At 41.1% G+C, this 21,441-nt stretch carries 16 protein-coding genes; 3 read left to right on the plus strand and 13 right to left on the minus strand.

The genetic code is table 11. From position 1 onward, the window contains the following. Positions 1-23: 23 nt before the first annotated feature. The 13 genes from C0V77_RS21860 to C0V77_RS21920 form a co-directional block, all read right to left on the minus strand. Positions 24-1,076 carry an acyltransferase gene (locus C0V77_RS21860; RefSeq protein WP_101728527.1) on the minus strand — a complete coding sequence of 351 codons (1,053 nt, stop codon included), beginning with the start codon at positions 1,074-1,076 and terminating at the stop codon, positions 24-26. Continuing rightward, positions 1,073-1,306 (minus strand): DUF6814 family protein, encoded by a 234-nt coding sequence (locus tag C0V77_RS21865; RefSeq protein WP_101728528.1) that lies wholly within the window; start codon positions 1,304-1,306, stop codon positions 1,073-1,075. Before C0V77_RS21865 ends, C0V77_RS21860 begins: the two co-directional genes overlap by 4 nt. 17 nt (positions 1,307-1,323) lie before the next feature. After that, positions 1,324-2,886 carry an MFS transporter gene (locus C0V77_RS21870; protein WP_101728529.1) on the minus strand — a complete coding sequence of 521 codons (1,563 nt, stop codon included), beginning with the start codon at positions 2,884-2,886 and terminating at the stop codon, positions 1,324-1,326. Between the two features lie 38 nt (positions 2,887-2,924). Then, positions 2,925-3,356, minus strand: coding sequence for a terminase gpP N-terminus-related DNA-binding protein (locus C0V77_RS21875; RefSeq protein ID WP_101728530.1), 432 nt, complete (start codon positions 3,354-3,356; stop codon positions 2,925-2,927). 175 nt (positions 3,357-3,531) lie between these two features. Next, on the minus strand, positions 3,532-4,851 hold the full coding sequence (locus tag C0V77_RS21880; protein WP_101728531.1) for a hypothetical protein: 1,320 nt from the start codon (positions 4,849-4,851) through the stop codon (positions 3,532-3,534). Between the two features lie 119 nt (positions 4,852-4,970). After that, positions 4,971-6,587 (minus strand): SulP family inorganic anion transporter, encoded by a 1,617-nt coding sequence (locus tag C0V77_RS21885; RefSeq protein WP_101728532.1) that lies wholly within the window; start codon positions 6,585-6,587, stop codon positions 4,971-4,973. A gap of 75 nt (positions 6,588-6,662) precedes the next feature. Further along, positions 6,663-8,534, minus strand: a complete 1,872-nt coding sequence (locus C0V77_RS21890; protein ID WP_101728533.1) for a proton-conducting transporter membrane subunit — start codon at positions 8,532-8,534, stop codon at positions 6,663-6,665. A 2-nt stretch (positions 8,535-8,536) separates the two neighbouring features. Next, positions 8,537-11,074 (minus strand): YbcC family protein, encoded by a 2,538-nt coding sequence (locus C0V77_RS21895; RefSeq protein ID WP_101728534.1) that lies wholly within the window; start codon positions 11,072-11,074, stop codon positions 8,537-8,539. Positions 11,075-11,322: 248 nt separating this feature from the next. Further along, positions 11,323-11,715 (minus strand): hypothetical protein, encoded by a 393-nt coding sequence (locus C0V77_RS21900; RefSeq protein WP_101728535.1) that lies wholly within the window; start codon positions 11,713-11,715, stop codon positions 11,323-11,325. A 263-nt stretch (positions 11,716-11,978) separates the two neighbouring features. Beyond that, entirely contained in the window at positions 11,979-12,653 is a 675-nt protein-coding gene (locus tag C0V77_RS21905) for a carbonic anhydrase (RefSeq protein WP_101728536.1), read from the minus strand. Further along, positions 12,619-14,202: a SulP family inorganic anion transporter gene (locus C0V77_RS21910; protein WP_101728537.1), complete on the minus strand. Its 1,584-nt coding sequence runs from the start codon at positions 14,200-14,202 to the stop codon at positions 12,619-12,621. The genes C0V77_RS21905 and C0V77_RS21910 overlap by 35 nt, the downstream gene beginning before the upstream one ends. 199 nt (positions 14,203-14,401) lie before the next feature. Continuing rightward, entirely contained in the window at positions 14,402-14,707 is a 306-nt protein-coding gene (locus C0V77_RS21915; RefSeq protein ID WP_143706161.1) for a hypothetical protein, read from the minus strand. A gap of 224 nt (positions 14,708-14,931) precedes the next feature. Next, positions 14,932-16,428 carry an alpha/beta hydrolase gene (locus C0V77_RS21920; protein WP_101728539.1) on the minus strand — a complete coding sequence of 499 codons (1,497 nt, stop codon included), beginning with the start codon at positions 16,426-16,428 and terminating at the stop codon, positions 14,932-14,934. A gap of 192 nt (positions 16,429-16,620) precedes the next feature. Here C0V77_RS21920 and C0V77_RS21925 point away from each other — a divergent pair, with 192 nt between their 5' ends. The 3 genes from C0V77_RS21925 (at position 16,621) to C0V77_RS21935 (ending at position 21,323) form a co-directional block, all read left to right on the plus strand. Continuing rightward, positions 16,621-17,820, plus strand: a complete 1,200-nt coding sequence (locus tag C0V77_RS21925; protein WP_101728540.1) for a THUMP-like domain-containing protein — start codon at positions 16,621-16,623, stop codon at positions 17,818-17,820. A gap of 47 nt (positions 17,821-17,867) precedes the next feature. Further along, on the plus strand, positions 17,868-18,464 hold the full coding sequence (locus C0V77_RS21930; RefSeq protein WP_101728541.1) for a tRNA-(ms[2]io[6]A)-hydroxylase: 597 nt from the start codon (positions 17,868-17,870) through the stop codon (positions 18,462-18,464). Between the two features lie 204 nt (positions 18,465-18,668). Beyond that, complete coding sequence (locus C0V77_RS21935; protein WP_101728542.1) at positions 18,669-21,323, plus strand: MGH1-like glycoside hydrolase domain-containing protein; 2,655 nt, start codon at positions 18,669-18,671, stop codon at positions 21,321-21,323. The last annotated feature ends 118 nt before the right edge of the window (positions 21,324-21,441 follow it).

The raw sequence follows: 21,441 nt of genomic DNA on the forward strand, positions 1-21,441 counted from the left end.
ACTATTGCAAATATCGCAGTTTATCACCCTACAATCCAACTTCCGGCTTTAGGAATTTTACTGATTATTTTTACAATCAGATAACTGAAAACTACACCCAGCAGGAAATGAACGGCGATTCCTAATAAAGGATGAATCCAGGTAAAATTGATATGAAACTGTCTTGACAGTATGCGTAAAATCAAAGCATGTACCAGGTACATTCCGTAACTGCTCATATCCAGCTCGGCCATTACTCCGGTTGCAAAGGGTTTGTCATAGTGCTGTTTGAACAACAGGAACATCAGAACAGACATTAGCATAACAGGCACGCTGAGGTAATCGGTGTAATCGTAAATATATTTGCCGGCCTGCCATGAAACATCATAACAAATATAGGCTGTTAGCGCCCAAGAAGCCAGAAATGAGAGGATAAGTAAGCTTTTTGGTAGAATTGTGCCTGAATTACCCAGCCAATAGCCTAATACAAAGTAACCGATAAAGCCTGAAAAATACCGGAGCTCAAATTTTATTTCAATACCAAACCACTTGTTTAGCAAGGTGTAAACTACATTTCCAGTAAACCATAAAACCAGGAAATACAAAATTTCGGTACGTTTGGTTAAAGGATTTGCCGAGGTTTCTGTACCCTTTATCCATCGGCTAATTACCGGTGTAATGGCATATATTCCCAATAGCATATATACAAACCACAGGTGGCCAGACCCACCTCCGTTACCAACCAGTATCTTACTGATGAAGTCGCCCAGGGCCCAGGGAGTTCGCTCACTCTGCACGCCTTTAAAGTTAGACCATATCATGTATATCAGGCTCCAGATCAGAAACGGAACAAATATACGGCTGAACCTCTTTTTAATAAAACTACTTAGCTCTTCATATTTGCCGATAAGTAAATAACCAGAGAGCATCACAAATACTGGCACGGCAAATCTGCCAAATACGTTAATAATATGGCAAATCCACCAGTCAGACAGCGGTATTTTCTTAACATGTAAAGAGCCGTATCCTGCTGCATGTAGCAAAATGACGGTCAGTGTAGCCAGAACCCTCAGGTTAGTTACCCAGTATTTTTTCATAATTTTTCGCCGTCCTTGGTGCTGTAATCACCCTGCCAGGCATAATATCCAAATACAGACATGCCCAGTGAAATAATGGGCGCCAGGATAAAAGTGTAAATAATGGCAGGTACGAGGTCGTTACCACCTGTTTTCCAAAGAGGTACAGCCTGAAAATAGATAAGATAGATTCCGGCACTTACACCAATTACAATCCAGATAATTCCTAATATTTTTCTTAATGCGTTCATTGTTAGTTGCTTAAAGGTTAGTCATGAATATTCCGGTCTTTGCCATTAATATAAAAGAGCCCAATAAAAAAGCAGACCCCAGCTATGATAATTGGGTAATACAAGCCTTGCAGATAGGGTTTGGCAATTACCAGAGCTTGGCCGGCATTGGTTGCTTTGGCATTAATTTCATTGGCCTGAGTAGCCAGAAAAGTGGCAATGGCCGGCATTAACCCGCCAAACACCCCATTGCCGATATGGTAAGGCAATGACATTGATGAATACCTGATTTTTGTCGGGAACATTTCAACCAGAAAAGCGGCTATTGGCCCATAAGCCATGGTAACAAATATTATCAGGCAGAAAACCAGTAAAACCAATGTCCATTTATCAGTATCATTGAGTGTTATCGTTTTCTTTACTTCAGCCTTGGGTACATTAACCGATTTATCGGCCAATAGGGTGGTTCTGGCAACTTCTTTCATAATAGTGCCATCTTCGTAGTCGTGAACAGAGGTAGTAGTAATTACCGAATCTGCCAGAGTTTTTTCCATTAACTCCACTTTAACAGTGGTTTTATCTATGGTATTGATTTCGGTTTTATTAGCTACATTGGCGGTCTGATATATCTTGTCAAAAATAGGTCTGTAAAGTAGTACCGCCAGAAACATACCTGCCAGCATGATGCCCTTACGCCCGATTTTGTCTGACAAAGCACCAAAAACTATAAAAAACGGTGTGCCCATTATAAGCGCCCACATCATAATGCTGTTGGCTTGCACGTCATCAATGTTACAGGTTTTTAATAAGAAATTCTGCGCATAAAACTGGCCTGTATACCAAACCACGCCTTGCCCCATGGTAGCTCCAAAAAGTGCCAGTAGCACAAACTTGAAGTTAAGCCTATTGCCGAACGACTCTTTTAATGGATTGGCAGAAGTTTTACCCTCTGCCTTTGCCTTGGCAAAGAGGGGAGACTCTGACATATTCCGACGAATGAGAAACGACACAAATACCATAATTATAGAAACCAGAAACGGCAAACGCCAGCCCCAGTCTTCAAATGCCTCTTTTGTCATTGATTTCCGGGTAATCATAATTACACCCAGAGAGACAAACAGCCCAACGGTAGCCGTGGTCTGAATCCATGATGTCCAGTATCCGCGTTGACGTGCCGGAGAATGTTCGGCAACGTATGTGGCGGCGCCGCCGTATTCACCACCCAAAGCAAGGCCTTGTAAAAGCCTTAATAAAAGCACCAGTATGGGGGCCAAGGCACCTATGGTTTCATAGCTGGGTATTAGTCCGATAGTAAAAGTGGCGCCTCCCATCAACATCAGAGTAACCATGAAGGTGTATTTCCGGCCAATTAAATCGCCCAGGCGACCAAAAACCAGAGCGCCAAACGGACGAACCACAAAACCTGCGGCAAATGTAGCCAGGGTGTTAAGAAAACCTGCTGTGGGGTTGTCGGTTGGGAAAAACTTGGAGGCTAAAACAGTTGCGAGGCTGCCAAAAATGTAAAAGTCGTACCACTCAATAAGCGTACCCACAGAAGAAGCTCCTATGATGTAGCCCAAACTTTGTTTTTTTTCAGACATTTTAAATGAGTAGATGTTAAGGGAATAGATTTGATTAATTATTCTTTAGTCTTTTTAGAACGCTCCCACCTGATGAGCAAATAGCCGTCGTTAATTTCGGTTGTTATGGTGCCTGTGCCTTTCAGGTTTTCTTTGTCTTTATAAAAGGCAAGTAGTTCTTCATGTGTAACTACGGAAGAGGTTGGCTTGTAATCATTGGGGTGGTCCGGAATCATAATCTTATATTTTTCTACCCAATTCATAACCGTTACATGGCTTACTCCCAAAAGCCTTTCAATTTCTCTGAAACTTACGCCGTCCAGATACAATTGCAGTGCTTTGGTTACCAGATAACCATCCAGGTTTCTTCCTTTTTTTTCAAGGGTAAAGTTATACCCGCAGGCTTTGCATTTGTATCGTTGTTTTTCCTTCACAATCCCGTTTCTGGAAATGCTGGCCGAATCGCAATGAGGGCATTGAGGCAAAACCATTATTTGCTGGGTTTTTTAGCAAATATAATTTTTTTGTGGAATAGTACAATTCAGTAGCAGTTTAATCTTCAATAAAGAATTTAAAATCTGCCTTAATCAGAAATTAACATGGGCTATTAACAACAAAAGCCCCTCAGATAGGCGAGGGGCTTTAAAGAATGCGGTCGGATTACTGTTAATTAAAAAATACCTGATACTGTATAATTGTAGAGCCTTTGCGGTTGCTGAACTCTCCTTTCCCTTTGGCATCAGTCAGGAATATCGGGCGATTCTGGTACGCCAGCGTCAACTTAGATGTATGTCCATTCAGCAGCCAGTTAACGCCAAAGTCCCAGTAGTTCATCCCCTGATTCAGACGTTCATAATTGGCATGTTGTATAGAAACATACGGCATTAGTGTGGTTTTGCCTATCAGATTATCTTTCAGCTTATAACCAACCTGCGCGTAAATTACGTTTCCGGTTCCATACCCCGGAAAACCATTACCCGACCCATTGATCACATTTTTCATCGTGGTGCCGTTGGTTGGGTTCATGGCTGCAATATTGCGTATATAATTTTTGCCGAAATCAAAATGCCCTACAGAGGCATAAGCGCTGATAGCCTGGCCGTCTTCACTTACCGGTGCATCATAAAAAGCATCCAAAGAAAGCTGTACCATATTTGTTTCAACTGTATCTACTTTGTTGTCGGCCATTGTCCACATGGCTTTAGGCTGATATACAAAACCAGCCCCAATATTAAACACTTTTTTCTTGCCCAGATAAGTGCCTGTCATGTAGGGAGTAAGGTCTGATTCCTGGTCAAGAAATTGCCACTGAAAATACCCGTTCCATTGAAATTTAGGAGGTTTTGATGAAAAATTGGCGATGTCCGGGCTGATAACAGCACTGTAAGATGATGCTTTCTGAAAAGCCATCGGGTCAGACAACACTACGCGGTAATCAAACTTACCTAATTTACCTTTGGCATAGACCGCCAGTTTTCTAAGAAACTGGTCAGTAACATCGTTGGTTGATTGCTGATAAAGCGGGGCATCAACACCCAGAATACTACCAACTGCCGGAGAGGCAAAACGCGCCAGACCACTCCAGGCTGTTAAGCCACCACCTAAAGAGAATTTATTCTTTACAACGGCATACTCGCCAATGGCGTCATGAACAAAAAAACCAAACTTACGATCCTGAATGCCATTAAAGTTATTTTCTCCCAATTGGGTATAAATAAACACCCTGTCGGTCAGTTGTCCATAAAGCTGCATTCTGAACCGGCGGATGCCGATGTCCCATCCGTTTTTTTTGGCATAACCAAAAATGGTTGAGCCCTCATTAAACTGGGTGTTGCGTAGCCAGGTCTGATTTACGATAGTGAATTTCAGATAGCGAGACCCGTCTTCGTTCAGTGTTAGTTTTCCATCTTTTAATGCCTGTGCCATAGAAAGTACGGGCAATAAGATAATAAGTAGCCCGGTAAGGGCTATTTTTGATGACTTCATAAAGCTAGAATTATTTGTGAGATTTAGGAGCAGGCTTTAAGATAACTTCTACAAAAAGAAACCATTTCTTGTGAGCATTCTTAAAGCCTGCAACTGATAAAACTTCAAAGTTAAGAAAATTATGCAACCGTGGCCAGTTTAGGCTTTTTACGGGCCGCCAGCTTGTGAGAAGATACAGGTTTGTGGTCTGCGATACCAATTATTTCTACACTTCCGCCATCTCCAAGGTTTTCGTAATCGTGTTGGAAGTGTTCCAGATTTTCCATTACCGAGTGGTCAATTAACTGGGTATTTTTCAAATCAATAAATACTTTGAATCCCGGAGGAATGGCATCCAGTTTGCTTTTTATACCCAGATAATTGGTAAATACTGCCGATTTGTCAATTTCAACTACATAAGTATCTTCAGTAAAAGAAACCTGTACCGGTGCTTTAAATAAAGAACGCACCGGCGCTCCGCCGCTGATAATATGATTGATGATTTCTACCGCAATACCTGCAGCTATACCAACCAACAGGTCTTCAAAAAGAGTAAAGAAAATGGTAACAAGGAAAATGGCCAATTGCTCTTTACCGATTTTGAAGGTCTGTACAAATTCTCTTGGATGTGCCAGTCTGATACCCACAGTAATAAGCATGGCAGCCAAAGCAGTATTAGGTATTAACTCGATCAGGTGCGATGCCAACAAAACAAAGCCCAGAATAAAGAAACCATGGAAAAAGTTGGCCCAGCGGGTTTTTGCGCCATTGGCTACGTTGGCCGAGCTGCGCGCTACTTCTGAAATCATTGGCAGGCCACCTAACACCGCAGCAATAGTATTCCCGATTCCAACAGCTATGAGGTCTTTATTTGCGTTCGATTTACGTTTGTATGGGTCAAGAATATCAATTGCCTTTACAGTAAGCAGAGATTCAAGAGAACCCACCAACGCAAACATAACAACGTATTTAATAAACAATGATGTTTGGGCAAAACCAGAGAAATCGACATTTACTTTGATGCTTTCCATCAGATTACCCAGGTGAACCAGCGCATAGGCAGGTTCGGTATGTTGAAAATCAAGCAATAACTCGGCAGGTATCGAAAATATTAATACCATTAATGGTGCCGGAATTTTTTTGATAGGGTGGTTAATAAACGGCCATATCAACATAATAAACAAACTTACAGCGCCTACTATGGTGGCTTTGGGGTCGAGGTGCATCAGGAAGTCTGGAATATGGCCTAAAAGTGCGAACGGGCCTTTTCCTTTGGTCATGGCCGGGTCTACATCAAGCAAAACCGGAATCTGTTTGGCAATAATAATAAGACCAATTGCTGCCAGCATACCATGTATGGCCGAAAGCGGGAAAAAATCAGCCAGTTTGCCTAACTTTAATACACCGAAAAGTATCTGGATAATACCGGCAATAACCATAGCACCAAGAGCCAGATGCCAGCCTTGTTCTCCACCGCCAAATTCGCCTACGGCTCCGGCAACAATTACTATTAGACCGGCTGCTGGGCCTTTAATTGTTAACCTGGCACCCATTAAAAAACTTACTACTATACCACCAATGATGGCTGATACAAGCCCCATAATTGGTGGGAACTCCGACGCTTTGGCAATACCAAGACTAAGCGGAAGCGCCAATAGAAATACGATGAATCCGGAAATGGCATCTGTTGACCAGTTTTCTTTCAGTCCGGCAAGGCCGTCCAGGGGTAGTTTTAGTTTTTCTTTTACTTTGCTCATATTCTTGTAGTTTTAATCAGCAGGCCATTACCTGCCATTAATTGAAAATTTTGTACTGTAACAGTCAGGGTTATTTTAAGATGATCGATAGGCTACTTCATGATTAATTTTATAATGCGGCCCCATAAAAACCCTTGCGTAGATTCTGAAAATGGCAAGGCCGTCAAGAATCAGACTTAGGGCGGTTAAGGCAATGAGCAGGTATTGGTTTTTACCTACATGGCCCAGTATGATGTCTTCTCCGATAAAAGTAGGAGTGATGGGGAATCCTGAAATACCAAGGCAAGCCAACAGAAATACAAAAGCCAGCCCCTGATATGTATATGAATGCCCATGGTAGGTATCCAGGCTGATTGATTCTTTTTTGCTGATAAGAAACTGCATGCAAGAGAAACCAATAATGGCCGACAAGAAGATGCCACTCAGGTAAAGATGAATCTGGCTGAACTCAAATTGCTCATTAAAAGCAATAGAAAGCGAGGTAAATAGCTGATTTATAATTACCAAAGACCACGCACGTCGGGCGTCTGACCTTTTGGCAAATGCCCTGAGAGCCATAATCAGGCCAAGCACCGCAAAAAGTATAGGCAGTGCGCCCATCAGTTCTTTTGATATGATATCTTCATGATACACCAGATAGAGGCCAATCAGATAAACCGGTATAAAAAAGAAGTAAATGTCTTTAAACCCAAAGGTGGCAAATGCACGGCCTAGTTTCTTAAGCGGGTTCCAGAGTGTTTTAAACATCAGGGCGTCCAGATTCCATTCTTTAATGCAGAGTACATAAAAACTCATTTTTATTTTTCCCCAGAAGTTATCTTTCATGTCGGTCTGAGGCCTAATAAAGTTAAAGAACTGGTCGTGTATCAGATAGCTAAGCACCGAAGGGGATACCAACAACTGGTAGGTACGAAGAAAAGTATTACCCACAAAGTGGATAAGCACAAGCCAATGCCAACCTAAAGCTACTTCAATAAACATTATGCCTATTTGTGCTATAGAAGAGTAGGCTATCTGGGTCTTAACAGTAGATTGAACCCTGCCAATACCTGTGGCTATCAATGACGTAAACAAACCAAAAATGATGACAATGATTTTAAAGGTTGTGTTTTCTTCCCACAAAGGGTAAGTTCTCAGCATCAGAAAAACGCCGATGTGAACTGAAAGCGAGCCATAAAAAATAGCGCTTGATGTGGTTGGGCCTTCCATGGCACGCGGTAACCATGAAGAAAACGGAAACTGAGCCGATTTTACCAGTGCTACCACCAGAAATACAAGCGGGATAATCAGTTGAAAAGATTTGTCATGGAGAATCTCAATATGCCGGCTTTCAAGCGAATAAAGCTCCTGAAAGGTTATGCTTCTCTCAAACACATGATGACAAAACCAGATACCCAACAAAAGGAAAATATCTGCAAGGCGATAAAAAGATACTACCTTTAGCGCATTTTTAACAGGCAGGTAGCGGTCGCGGTAATAAGATATCAACAAAAACGAGGCAATACCTATGATTTCCCAACCAATAAACATGGTTTCGAAATTGCCTGAAAAAATAATGAAATTGATACCCAGATAAAAAAACAGAATGGTATTAAAAAAGCGTTTGAAGCCTCTCTCACGGTGCATGTAGTATCTGCTGAAAACGCTTACCAGAAAAGTGATGGCACTGGTAACCATACCGTAAACTACGGTTATTTTATCGAAGTAAAAATTGATTGAAAAATGAGACTCATGGGTTGCATAAAGGTCAATACCTTTATAAAATATACCCGGGGCTCCGTTCATCAGCCAAACAATGGTAAAGACACTACCCAGAACGAGATGCCCAACAATGGTGGTGATAGTTACTCCGAAGATGATTTTCTCCTGCCTGTTTGGAAAAAACGTACTCAGGATAAACCCTGTAAGCGGAACCAGAATAAAATATATCAGCAATTGGTTATTCATAATTATCTTTCTATTACATGAACAGGTAGGTTTTCTTTGGTAGCATTGGTAATATGGCTTACCTGCATTTTAGTGGCCGACTCCAGAAACGCGTGTATGTCATCCAACTTATTTACTTTATCAGAAAGTGGCTCGAAAGGCTCAAATTTTTCATTTCTGAAGAAATAGAACTCGTTGGTGTCTGGATGAATAGATACCAGATGCACCCATTCATTGGCAAACCATTCATACAGTGCAGCTTCAGACCTGATGGTATTCAGAATTACTTCAGGGTAATGTTCTACCATAATTACTAGTCTTACTGGGTCATGCACTTCAATCATCTGTTGGGGTAAGCCCGGGCGTAAATCTCCATCGCAGCTACTTACAACACCTACCAGGCCTACAATATTATGAGACAGCTTGGTACCGGCACCCATTTTGGCGTTATCCATTCTTGAGAAGAAGTACTCCAGATTAATACCTCCGCAAACGGGCGGCAATGGCCGCATAACACCCAATAGGCGTTTTCCGTCAAGGTCTGTCCGGTAATCATAAGAGTTCATGAATGCCCGGCGGTCAAGAAAAATATTTTTTGTAAGACTGCGATGCCCAACAAAGCACAAAGCATTGGTGCTGTGGCCCAATTCTGGCCGCGGCTCAAAAAATGAAACAGACCGTCTCCTGATGGCCTCACGTACTTTTTTGATGTCTTGTTTTGTGTCTATAGATACAAACCTTCTTGAGCGTTCTTTAGCGTTGAGGTCCAGTGCGTTTTCAAAAGCCTCTTTATTCGCCTTATGTGCCTTCCGGTTTTGGGCAGATATCTGAAGTTCATCATAGAAAGCAATTTCATCGCTTGATGTATCGTGCAGGGCGCCAATAAACTGGGTTTGCTCTGGTATATGAAGCCCGCCTGCATCAAGTATGGCTCTTACTTTGGGGTGATTGGCCATTGCAGCAAATACCCTGGCATTAACCGAGCCAGGTCTGCCACTACATGCGCCGCAGTCATAAGCACCATGGTGTGGATTATTGGCACTGCTGGCGCCATGCCCCACTACATAAATTAATGGTGCAAAATCTTTTACCATACCTATACCTCTCAGAAGGCCTTCTACTCTTACCGCCATTTCTTCAACGGTAAAACCAACCTGCAGGCCGTTTTCTATGTCGTCGGGGCTTTTGTTCTCAAAATGCAGTTGGCCGTCAATATTCATGTGTCTGAACGCACTGGCAAACGCGGGGCTTGATTTGGGTACAAACAAGCCTTGCAGTAATTTCCAGGCGGCCATTAAGCCCAATGAAAGAGAAATAAAAAAGCCCTGAACAAAATTGTGAGATTGCTTGGTATATAGCAGCTCGTGTTTTTTCTTTTCTTTTACATCATATTCTTTCACCAGATACTTCGGTGTTACAGGGGCAGGGCATAGTTTTTCATAGAACTTACCATTCTGCGGCTGAAAATAAAACTCAACCCCAAAAAAACCGGGGCATCCGAGCGTTTCTGAATTTGTATCGACACTTTCAAGGTGCCGGCGAAGTGAGTCTTCACGCTCGTCGATACAGAATATTGCCTGAAAACTTTTCTGGGTTACCTCATCTTTATCAGCATAATTCAGCTTTGCATATTTTACCGCCGAAAATACCTGGTCATAATAGCTCCATTCAAAAGCATCCTGCCATATTTTTAAAACTTCCTGCTGCTCGCCTGCTTCTACTTTGGCAAAGAGGTCTAAAGGTGGTGCGCTTACATGGTTTGTCAGTGCGTTCCAATGCTCGCCCAATGCAGAATCAAGTGCGTCAATCTCAAGTAGCAAATCAAGGATTATCAGGTCTTTAAGCGATATTTTTTTATGATACAAAACGGTATCAGGATTATCTTCTATTGAAGCCACCAGTCCGCTCCATCCTCTGTGGCTCCATTGCTGGTCAAAAACGTATTGTTCAAAATAAGCTTCATCACCAACCAGTATATCCAATAAACTGCTTATTGTTATGGTCTCGTCAAGCAATAGGTTTCTGGCTCTTTTGTTTTTAAAGAAACTGCTGTAACTACCTTTTTCTAGTTGTCTGATGGCAAACAGCAGGCCTTTGTCTTCAAACGGAAAGTGCCATAAGGCAATGCCCTGATCCAGGTAGCTACCGAGAATCCTGAATAAAATAGGTTGTACCAGGTTATCCAGGTCTATTTTATAAACAGATTTCCAGTAAGCTCTTAATCGGCCTACCCGAGGATTAAAAGACTGTTGAAAGTCTTTTTCAAGGACAAGTTTTTTCCAGTGTTCAAAATCTTTCTCCCCTTTGCGGTCTTTAATAATTTTAGTGAGTACGTCAGCCCTGATGCGGCCGTTTTTGTACAAAGCTCTGTAATCATTAACAGGGAATGCCACTTCAATTCCAAATATTTCGGATGCCTTATAAATAGCATCATAAAATTTCTGACTCTGAAAGGCATGCAATGAGTTGTGATGGATAAAGTCTTTCAGGGGTGTTTGTGAAGGTAAGTAATGCTTTAATTCATGTAAAACATGATGCTCATCGAAATTCAGATTCCGCATATTTCACTATAATTTATTGATTTTTTGACTTGTCGGCGGTGATTTACCTTAACTGCCCTTTCTCATTAAAGGAAACCCTTAGCCCCTTTCTCCTCTTCAGGTACAAGGGCAGTAAACAGGTAAATAATGCTGTATTAAACCGGGCCGGGTTTGAGGTAATGCTTTACCGGACGAAAACTATTTATGCCCACTTGCATTCGGTCCAGAATTGACCGACTGATAAGAGCAAGGCATATAAATGAAGATGATTAAAGGGAAATAAAATGTCTCCAGGAACAATAAAGGAGATACAAATGTCGATTGCTAGCCGTTGAATGGCTATGCGCTTTGGCAATTATCTGTCGTGAATAAAATGACTGAAACAATAAAACCGGATGATGCTGATAAAAATTTTCCAGAACGTCATCATCTGGCATTACTTCTTCGGCCATAATTACTTCACCAGGAAGCTCATGGTGAAAAAAAGTAGATAATGTAAAAGGATGAAACAAGGCCGACTGATGCAGGTTGGCAGGAGTATCTGCCGGTGTAGAGGCCGGTTGAGGTGCAGCAATTGTGTTGGTGTAAAACAAAGATATCAATACCAACCATTGAATGGCCGGAATCCGGAAAGATTGGGTATTGAAAAATCTTTTAAACATTACAATTTGAACAATTTGCCTCCTGAATAAGAAACTACTGTTGCAAATGTAAGAAATAGCTAAAATGACACAAGAGGTGTTTTTACAAAACGGATCTTAATCTTGGATTTGTCCTATTCTGTTAGCCCGAATGTCCAATCGTAATCGTTAATTTAATCAGCTTTTAATCTGATTTTCAAACAATTAGAAATAAAAAAAGACGCCCGTCATAGCAAATACAATTTGCTGACAGACGCCTTTAAAAACAAACGCAAACTGTCTCTTTAAATGTCTACCTCTTCTACCGCTTTCTTCTTTTTCTTGTTAAAATCAAAGTTGTAGACATCTTCCAATGCATCATGGTCTTTCGATTCAATCTCAATAATAGGTTTAATCAAACCTGTTTTCAGGTCTACCACCCAGCCATGTATCATCGGGTACTCACTGTTAGACCAAGCATTCTGCACAATGGTTGTTTTGGCAACGTTTTTTACCTGTTCAATTACGTTTACTTCCACCAGGCGGTCAAATCTTTCCTGATCGTCATCAATGCTCTGTAATTCGTCCTGATATTTAGTATAAACATCTTTAATATTTCTCAACCAGTTATTGATTAATCCGTAGTCGTTATTGGTCATTGAAGCCTTTACACCTCCGCACTGATAATGCCCTACAACCAGAATATGCTTAACCTTAAGCACCTCAACAGCATATTGCAAAACGCTCAGCATACTCATGTCAGTATGTATTACCAGATTGGCCACATTCCGGTGAACAAAAATTTCTCCGGGTTGCGTGCCAGACACCTGATCGGCTGGTACACGGCTGTCGGAGCAACCAATCCACAAAAACTCCGGCTTTTGGTCAGCTGCCAGGTTCTTGAAATAGGTAGGGTCTAGCTGAAGTTTCTCAGAAGCCCAAGCTTTATTGGCTAATAAGAGTTTTTGATACGATTCCATCACTTTTCCTGTAGTTTAATTTTCTTCTTTTGATATTCTTAAATTCAATATTAATATGTCTTGATTTGGCTTCTGCCTGAAATTCTTCAAGTGTCAGGAAAATGTCATGGTCAATAAATGTAGTTCTGGTACCGTCTATCAGCACAATATCGCCAGAATTAAGGGCAGCCAGGTTCTGCATCAGCTCCGACTTGTTAAAATAAAATATGTCTTTATTAAACTGAATCAAAACATTATTCTTGTCTCTTACTACCGACATAGAACCTTTGTAGTTGGTATATAATATGTATATCATAGCTACCAGTGTGCCAACACCTATACCTGTAAGCAGGTCAGTAAAAACAACAGCCGCCACGGTAACCACAAATGGTATAAACTGGTCTGGCCCTTCTTTAAACATAGTTTTAAAGACACTTGGTTTGGCAAGTTTGTACCCAACCATAATTAATACTGCAGCCAAAGAAGCTAACGGAATAAGGTTAAGCATGGAAGGGATACTCAGTGTACAAATTAAAAGAATGAGTCCGTGGATAACAGTTGACATCTGCGATTTACCACCGGCAAGAATATTGGCAGAACTGCGCACAATAACCTGTGTAACAGGAATACCACCCAATAACCCCGATACGATATTGCCCGTACCCTGCGCAACTAGTTCGCGGTTGGTAGGGGTAATTCTGCTTTGAGGGTCAAGTTTGTCGGTTGCTTCTACAGATAAAAGTGTTTCAAGGCTGGCAACAATTGCAATAACAAAAGCTGTTTTCCAGATGAGAGGATTTGATATAGCAGCGAAATTGGGAAAGGCTAAAAGGCCCGAAAACTCAGAAATTGAACCTGCTACAGGTAAAGATACCAGATGATTACTCTGTAAATGAAAATTGGCAGGTAATATTCCCAGGCCGCTGTTCAGCAAAATACCCAGTAAAACAGCAATCAAAGGCCCGGGTATAATGCCCAAAAGTTTATTTTTTTTAATAAAGTTCTGGTCCCAGAGTATCAATACAAGAATAGATATTACCCCAATTACCAGTGCACCTTCGTTAAAAAATTCAGTGATATTCAATAATTCAGAAAAGGTGTTTTCACCGTCTTTCTGGGCAAAGGCTTCGTCTCCTTCATAATCTTTGTCTATTCCGGCCACATGCGGAATCTGCTTCAGAATAATTATTATTCCGATGGCTGTGAGCATTCCTTTAATAACAGATGACGGAAAGTAATAACCGATTACACCTGCTTTGAGGGCACCGAGAATAATCTGTATTACCCCGGCCAGCACAACTGTCAGTAAAAAAGAATCAAATGCGCCAATTTCAGTAATGGCATTCAATACAATTACTGTTAGCCCTGCTGCCGGGCCGCTAACGCCCAGCTGAGACCCACTAACCAGGCCTATAACAATGCCACCTACAACACCTGCAATTATACCCGAAATGAGTGGTGCGCCTGATGCAAGAGCAGCGCCCAGGCACAACGGGAGAGCCACAAGAAAAACGACAAGACCCGCCGGAAAATCGCTTTTAAGATTTGAAAAATTTATACTTGATTTCATTGTTTTGGATAGATGATTGTTCAGATTGCTCTTCAAGTGGTTCTCGCGCAATAACCTAAACCAGGGTTTAGAGTATAGCCAGAAAAGCCTGCAGAAAATCCTGACAGCTTGCTTAATGCCTATAAATGACACTAAGACAAATAAAAACGGATTTTACTTTGCACCAGAATGATAAGAGGCGAAGCCAATTGGTAAGTAATTACGCCTTTGGAGGGGGAGATTGTATGAATCTGTAAGGAAACCGCTCGGAGGATTTCGTATCTAAGTAGGTACTTTTTTCAGTCTGAAAAACATCAAAAGTAAAATTGAGCTCGAAGAATGATATTAGGTATTTGTTCGGCTCATTTTTGTTCTCCTGATTCTCATTTTCACATTCGTTGCCGTCTCCTTCACAGATATCAAGGCTGCAAGAGATTACCTCGCCAAAAAAATCTTTGACGTATTCGCTGAAGGTCGAACATTCGATAATCAGAAACAGAATGAAAACTGCAAATCTTTTGGTCATAGAAATGAGAATGGAATCCCTTTGAGTTGACAAATTAACGAAAAAATATTTAAATTCGTTCATGAGTTCAGGTCTTGAACCATAAAAAAAACTGAGTTGTGGACATTTTATAAGAATTTAATTTTGAGTTTGTCTTTCGTTAAAGAATTTAAGTTTAAAATTTCCTCTTTCATTAGTGTTTTTTGATTGTTGAAAGCGGTTTACCAAACCCGGTTGCATACTCATCAGTTCTCAAATCCATACTTTTTATAAAATTCGTTTCTTTTCTTTTGCATTTGATCAGCAAACCTTCTGTCAAACCATATAAAATGTCCTCCGCCTTCAAGCGGTTGAAAATCGATTTCTGTATTTCCGGCTGCAATCATATCTTTTGCAAATTTTCTTGCGGTTTCAAAAGGAACATTCATATCATTTGTACCATGAAACAGGAGTGCGGGCGGTAAGGTTTTATTTACCAGAAAATTAGGAGATATGCTTCTGGCCTGGTTTTTATCTGGTAAGTCTTTTCTTAGCCACGCTGTTATGTCGTCTGTCAGGTCATATACGCCGGCATTAATAACCAGTGCATTAGGTACCGGGCTAACGGACAGATTATCCGTTTTTTCGTTCCAGTTATTTGCCAATGCAGTTGAAAGGGCCAGATGCCCGCCAGCCGAGTTTCCGGTAGCAACAACTCTGGATGTATCAATATGGTAGGTTCCGGCATTTTTTCTTACCCATCTTATGGCCGAGCGGGCGTCTTTTACAGCTTCAAAGGGTAAGGTGCCATGCCTGCCATAAGTTCTGTATTCAACGGCACAGGCTACCCATCCTTTGCCTGCATAGCTTTGGCAGGTACTGAAAAACCAGTCAGGTTTTCCTTCACTCCAGCTTCCTCCATGAAAAAAAACAATAGTAGGCCTTGCCCCGGTGTATTGAAGTGTATCAGGCACAAAAACATGAATATCCAAACTAAAAGGCCCGGTTTTTTTATAGGGTTTTATAATGTGGTTTTTCAAGGCTGCCAGGTCTTCATCGTACAGGCGTTTAACCTTATTTACCAATAATGTATCTGATGTTGCGCTTACAAACTTTTTATAATACTTGTCTATTTGCTTGGTTCCGTTGTTATCAATTTGGTTATACAGGTAATCAAACTGCCAGTATTCCAGACATTTTTTGTTGTTAATATACGATTGAATGGTTTTCCAGGAAACCATAAAATGCTGGTTGTCCTGGTTTTTATAATTCCCTTTGCGCAGCTCCAGACTCGTTTTCAGGGCTATAAATGCCTTAAAGTAGCTAGTGAAGTCGGTGTTTGTTAATAATTCCGGTTTATTGAAGTCTGCCTCATTGGCCTTTAACAAAATTGGGATTTTTGAGCGATTGGCTGGAGAGGCATCAGCATAAATCTCATGTGTTAAAGGATATTCAATCAAGAGTCTGTCAAAATAATATTTTATTTCTGCCTTTTGGTTTTGGTAAAACTTAGCATCAAGTTTGCCTTTATATTGTTGAAGCGCATGATTGAAAATTGTTCTGGAAGAATCTATCAATTGAATAAACTCCTTTTCAGGTCTGCTGTAAATGGTCTTGTAGTTGCGGTAAAAACTACTACTGAATTGTTTTCCTATCGTTTTTATCTCAGCAAGATAAGCCTGCTTCACGGTGTCAATGGTTTGAGCCTTTAACAGACAAACAGTAGCTAATTTTAATGCTAAGGCTAAGTAAAAGTTTTTCATAAGTAAATAAAGTATAAGTTTACTGATACTCTACGTGCAATTTAACCATTTTTTAGGTTTTGTAATGAGTGCCAGGCAATAAAGTTTTTATTGGGCGGGCAACTGCTAAACCGCAAGTTTCATTTGTCGGGGCTGTCTAATTCTTTTAATTTTACTGCTAAATTGTGGTAGCAGGACGAAAAAGCTAAGTAGATGAACATTGAAACACTCAGGCTCGCAAGAGATAAAGCATGGCAGTTGCAAATTGCAGATATTCAGGCGTATGTTCTGAAAAATCCGGATAAACTGAAGACTGACTTTTTGCAGCTGGTAGCCGACCAGTGGGTAGCCAGGCAAAAAGCAAAATTTAAACTGCCGGGTTGGTATGCCAATCCGGATATCATTTACCCTGCACCTCTTTCTGTAGAGCAGTCTTCGTCTGAGGCTACTGCAGAATACAAGGCCCGACTTTTTTTTAATGCCGGATACCCGAATTTAATTGACCTGACAGGCGGAATGGGAGTAGACAGCGCAGCGTTTGCCAGCAATCATCAGTCGGTCATTTACGTTGAAAGAAACAAAAGCCTTACCGAAATAGCAGCCAGCAATTTTAAAACGTTGGGGCTTAATAACATAAAAGTGGTTAATGCAGACGCGGTTCAGTTTTTGTCTGCTGCAAGTCTGGCTGCCGATACGCACTTTTATATAGACCCAGCCAGAAGAGACGCTTCAAAAAACAAAGTTTTTAAAATTGAAGATTGTGAGCCAGATTTATTACAGATAAAGCATGAATTATCCAGCTATTTAATAAAATATTCGCCCATGCTGGATATAAAGCTGGCCATGTCTCAGCTGGAAACGGTGGCTGAGGTGCACATTGTAGCAGTAGACAATGAAGTAAAAGAGCTACTTTTTTTGTGCCATAAACCCAACGGCCATGCTAAAATTACAGCTGCCAATTTAACCAATAATCACTGGCAAACCTTTAGCTTTAATTATGAGACAGAGCAAATAGCTGAGGTGCAGTTTAGTTTGCCTTTGGGCTATATATATGAACCCAATGCTGCAGTACTTAAAGCCGGAGCATTTAAAAGCATAGCTCAAAAGTACGGACTGAATAAACTCTCTGGCAACAGCCATCTGTATACATCTGAAACACTTATAAAGGATTTTCCTGGTAGAGTTTTTGCCTGCCAGTCGGTTTGCCGATTCGATAAAAGTGAGGTGCTCGCACATCTGAATAGCAACCAGGCAAATGTAAGTACAAGAAATTTTCCTCTAAAGGCAGAAGAAGTAAAAAAGAAACTTGGCTTAAGAGACGGTGGCGACACTTATTTGTTTGCAACTGAAAATTTTAAGCACCAAAAAATAATACTGATTTGCCAGAAACCCAATGAACCAAGGCAAACATAAGAGCCGGGTTAAGCATAAGCACGCTTAATTTTAACAAAAGTTAATAAATGCAATCTCTAACTACTTTAGGCCTAAAATTACCTACTGACCCACGTTGGGTTGATATTGCAGAAATGAACCTGGCCGATATTCTGATAGACCATGCTTTTTGCGAGCAAAAGGCGGCTTCTTCTTGTATATCGCTCATTGTAAGGTATCCGGAAAAAGAAAAACTGGTTGAAACCCTTACGCCTGTAGTTGCAGAAGAATGGGGGCATTTTCAAAGAGTACTAAAAGAAATGCGCAAAAGGGGCATTAAACTGTCTCATAAAAGGAAAGATGAATATGTAGAGAAACTTCAGGCCTGTATCACTAAAACTTCTGACAACGGCATCAGGCTAATGGAGCAGCTATTGATATGTGCTTTAATTGAGGCGCGTAGTGCAGAACGTTTCAAGTTGCTTTCAGAAAACATTGCTGACGAAAGCCTCAGGAAGTTTTATCATGAACTGATGATATCTGAAGCAGGGCATTACAGAAACTTTATAGAACTGGCAGAGGAATACATGCCAAAAGAGCAGGTCAGAGAAAGGTGGGTAAGGTTTCTTGAGCAGGAGGCTGAAATCATGAAAACGCTTGAAGTAAGAAAAGACCGTTTTCACTAATGCCGCCTGATAACCAATTGTTTAAAGTACATTTGTGCTGCTAATGATGAGCAGCGAATGTTAATTTAAAAATTCTGGATTCTGCCGAAATCTCCTTTGTATTAAAGCAACAAGTTTTTTAATTTTTACAATTCATTAAATACCATACATTTCATCTTTTGCATTTTTTTCTATTTTTGCAAATACCACCTAAACAAACCTATCATGACTGAACTGGCGGAGAAGATAAGACTTAACCTAAGAAAAGATAACAAAGGATGGAAGCGATGGGGTCCCTACCTGTCGGAAAGACAATGGGGAACAGTGCGAGAAGATTACAGTGTTTATGGCAGTACCTGGGACTACGTTTCTCATGATATGGCTCGCTCGTGGGCCTATCGTTGGGGCGAAGATGGCATCGGTGGCATATCAGATAACAAGCAGTTTATGTGTATCGCCTTTTCGTTCTGGAATCATCAGGATAAAATTGTAAAAGAAAGATTATACGGGCTTGCAGGTTCAGAGGGTAATCACGGAGAGGATGTCAAAGAACTCTATTATTACCTGGACAGCACCCCCACGCACTCATATATGAAGATGCTCTACAAGTATCCTCATAATGAGTTTCCGTATAAACGCATTATTGAAGAAAACCAGCGGAGGTCCAGAAAAGACCCTGAGTTTGAGATTTTAGAAACCGGGATTTTTGACAACGACGAGTACTTTGATATTTTTATTGAATACGCCAAAGCAGATGAAACCGATGTGCTAATTAAATTAACTGCCCATAATCGTGGGGCAAAGGCTGCCAGGTTAACTATTCTGCCAACTATATGGTTCAGAAATACGTGGTCGTGGGGATACGAGAATTTTAAGCAAAAGCCGATGCTTACCGGAATTGCCAATTCTCAGATAGAGGCCAATCACCACATGGTAGGCAAATACAAATTATATCTGGACGAAGCCGACGAGCTGCTTTTCTGCGAAAACGAAACCAATATGGAACGTGTTTTCGGAAAGCCCAACAATACCATGTACGTAAAAGACGGAATCAGCAATTATGTGATTACCGGAAAAGATAAGTATGTTAATCCGAACAAGATAGGTTCTAAGGCAGCTGCCAGATATACGCGTACCATTGAAGGGGGCGACTCATTTACGGTCAGGCTAAGGTTCAGCCAGAACAAGCTGAATAAACCGTTTCAGGATTTTGATGATATTTTTGAGGAAAGAATCCAGGATGCGGAAGATTTTTATGCTGAGGTACAGAAAAACGTAAATTCAGAAGAACTGCGCCGAATACAGCGGCAGGCATTTGCCGGTATGATGTGGAACAAGCAGTTTTATTACTATAATATAAACGAGTGGACCAACGGCGACCCTAAAATGCCGTTTGAGTTTAAAGGCAGGGCATACCAGCGTAATCATACCTGGAAACACGCATATATGGCAAATATATTGTCAATGCCTGATAAATGGGAGTATCCGTGGTTTGCGGCCTGGGACCTGGCCTTTCATACCCTTACATTAGCCCGAATAGACCCCGACTTTGCCAAAAGGCAGCTGGCGGTTATCCTGCGCGAATACTACATGCACCCTAACGGGCAGCTACCTGCCTATGAGTGGAACTTCTCTGACGTAAACCCTCCGGTGCACGCGTGGGCAACCTGGAAAGTTTATGAAATTGACAAAAAAAATAACGGCAAAGGCGATATTTTGTTTCTTGAGAAAGTCTTTCATAAACTGTTAATGAACTTTACATGGTGGGTAAACCAGAAAGACGAAGAGGGTAACAATATTTTTGGTGGTGGTTTTCTTGGGCTGGATAACATTGGGGTATTTGACCGCAACACTCAGATACCAGGGGTAAAGCTGGAGCAGGCCGATGCCACCGGCTGGATGGCCATGTACACCCTGAATATGCTACGAATTGCTTGTGAAATTGCCCTTGAACGGCCTGTTTATCAGGATATGGCCTCTAAATTCTTTGAGCATTTTCTGCACATAGCCGGAGCCATTAACAGACCCATAAAAGGTAATGACCTGGGGCTATGGGATGAAAGCGACCAGTTTTATTATGACAAACTGCATGCCCCGAATGGCGAAACGATATTTATGAAAATCCGTTCTTACGTTGGGCTAATTCCATTGTGTGCAGTAGAGGTTTTAGATGAAGATATGCTAGACAAGCTGCCAGACTTTAAACGTAGGGTAGAGTGGGTTTTAAATAACCGTCCAGACCTGGCTTCTTTGATTTCGAGATGGCATGAACCAGGCAAGGGTGCAACCCATTTACTTGCCTTGTTGCGCGGGCACCGCATGAAAATGGTAGTAAAACGGATGTTCGACGAAGCCGAGTTTCTGTCTGACTACGGCTTAAGGTCATTATCTAAATCGCATCACGAAAACCCATATAAATTTAATATGCATGGCGAGATTCTGAGTGTGCAATACACACCGGCAGAATCTGATTTGAGTATTATGGGTGGAAATTCTAACTGGCGTGGGCCTATCTGGTTTCCAATCAATTTCCTGATTATTGATTCAATGCTTAAATTTTATGAATATTATGGAGATGATTTTGAGATAGAGTACCCAACCAATTCGGGCAATATTATGTCAATCAAAGAAGCTACCATGATGGTAGCTCAACGCCTCATTAATATTTTTATGGCCGGAAAAGATAACAAGCGCCCGGCTATGAATGGACATAGTAAATTTGACGACGATGTTCATTTTAAAGATTTATACTTGTTTTATGAATATTTTAATGGCGATACCGGAGCTGGTCTGGGAGCCGCCCACCAATGTGGCTGGACAGGCCTGGTAGCAGATTTAATTGCTGCCGTAAGTGACAAAGAAGCTGCAAAGATTCAGTAACCACTTATTTGATTGATATTTGAATTTTGTTCAGCCTCACTCCGTTAAAACGGGTGAGGCTGTTTTTTTACACTTGCAAAAGATTTTAATTTAAAAAGCGTTTCAAATATTAATTGCT

It is taken from the genome of Emticicia sp. TH156, assembly GCF_002855535.1.
GTDB classification, from domain to species: domain Bacteria; phylum Bacteroidota; class Bacteroidia; order Cytophagales; family Spirosomataceae; genus Emticicia; species Emticicia fluvialis.

Bases quoted from the DNA above. Each gene is read 5' to 3' on its own strand.
- C0V77_RS21860 (WP_101728527.1), bottom strand. From the start codon at position 1,076: ATGAAAAAATACTGGGTAACTAACCTGAGGGTTCTGGCTACACTGACC.
- C0V77_RS21865 (WP_101728528.1), bottom strand. From the start codon at position 1,306: ATGAACGCATTAAGAAAAATATTAGGAATTATCTGGATTGTAATTGGT.
- C0V77_RS21870 (WP_101728529.1), bottom strand. From the start codon at position 2,886: ATGTCTGAAAAAAAACAAAGTTTGGGCTACATCATAGGAGCTTCTTCT.
- C0V77_RS21875 (WP_101728530.1), bottom strand. From the start codon at position 3,356: ATGGTTTTGCCTCAATGCCCTCATTGCGATTCGGCCAGCATTTCCAGA.
- C0V77_RS21880 (WP_101728531.1), bottom strand. From the start codon at position 4,851: ATGAAGTCATCAAAAATAGCCCTTACCGGGCTACTTATTATCTTATTG.
- C0V77_RS21885 (WP_101728532.1), bottom strand. From the start codon at position 6,587: ATGAGCAAAGTAAAAGAAAAACTAAAACTACCCCTGGACGGCCTTGCC.
- C0V77_RS21890 (WP_101728533.1), bottom strand. From the start codon at position 8,534: ATGAATAACCAATTGCTGATATATTTTATTCTGGTTCCGCTTACAGGG.
- C0V77_RS21895 (WP_101728534.1), bottom strand. From the start codon at position 11,074: ATGCGGAATCTGAATTTCGATGAGCATCATGTTTTACATGAATTAAAG.
- C0V77_RS21900 (WP_101728535.1), bottom strand. From the start codon at position 11,715: ATGTTTAAAAGATTTTTCAATACCCAATCTTTCCGGATTCCGGCCATT.
- C0V77_RS21905 (WP_101728536.1), bottom strand. From the start codon at position 12,653: ATGGAATCGTATCAAAAACTCTTATTAGCCAATAAAGCTTGGGCTTCT.
- C0V77_RS21910 (WP_101728537.1), bottom strand. From the start codon at position 14,202: ATGAAATCAAGTATAAATTTTTCAAATCTTAAAAGCGATTTTCCGGCG.
- C0V77_RS21915 (WP_143706161.1), bottom strand. From the start codon at position 14,707: ATGACCAAAAGATTTGCAGTTTTCATTCTGTTTCTGATTATCGAATGT.
- C0V77_RS21920 (WP_101728539.1), bottom strand. From the start codon at position 16,428: ATGAAAAACTTTTACTTAGCCTTAGCATTAAAATTAGCTACTGTTTGT.
- C0V77_RS21925 (WP_101728540.1), top strand. From the start codon at position 16,621: ATGAACATTGAAACACTCAGGCTCGCAAGAGATAAAGCATGGCAGTTG.
- C0V77_RS21930 (WP_101728541.1), top strand. From the start codon at position 17,868: ATGCAATCTCTAACTACTTTAGGCCTAAAATTACCTACTGACCCACGT.
- C0V77_RS21935 (WP_101728542.1), top strand. From the start codon at position 18,669: ATGACTGAACTGGCGGAGAAGATAAGACTTAACCTAAGAAAAGATAAC.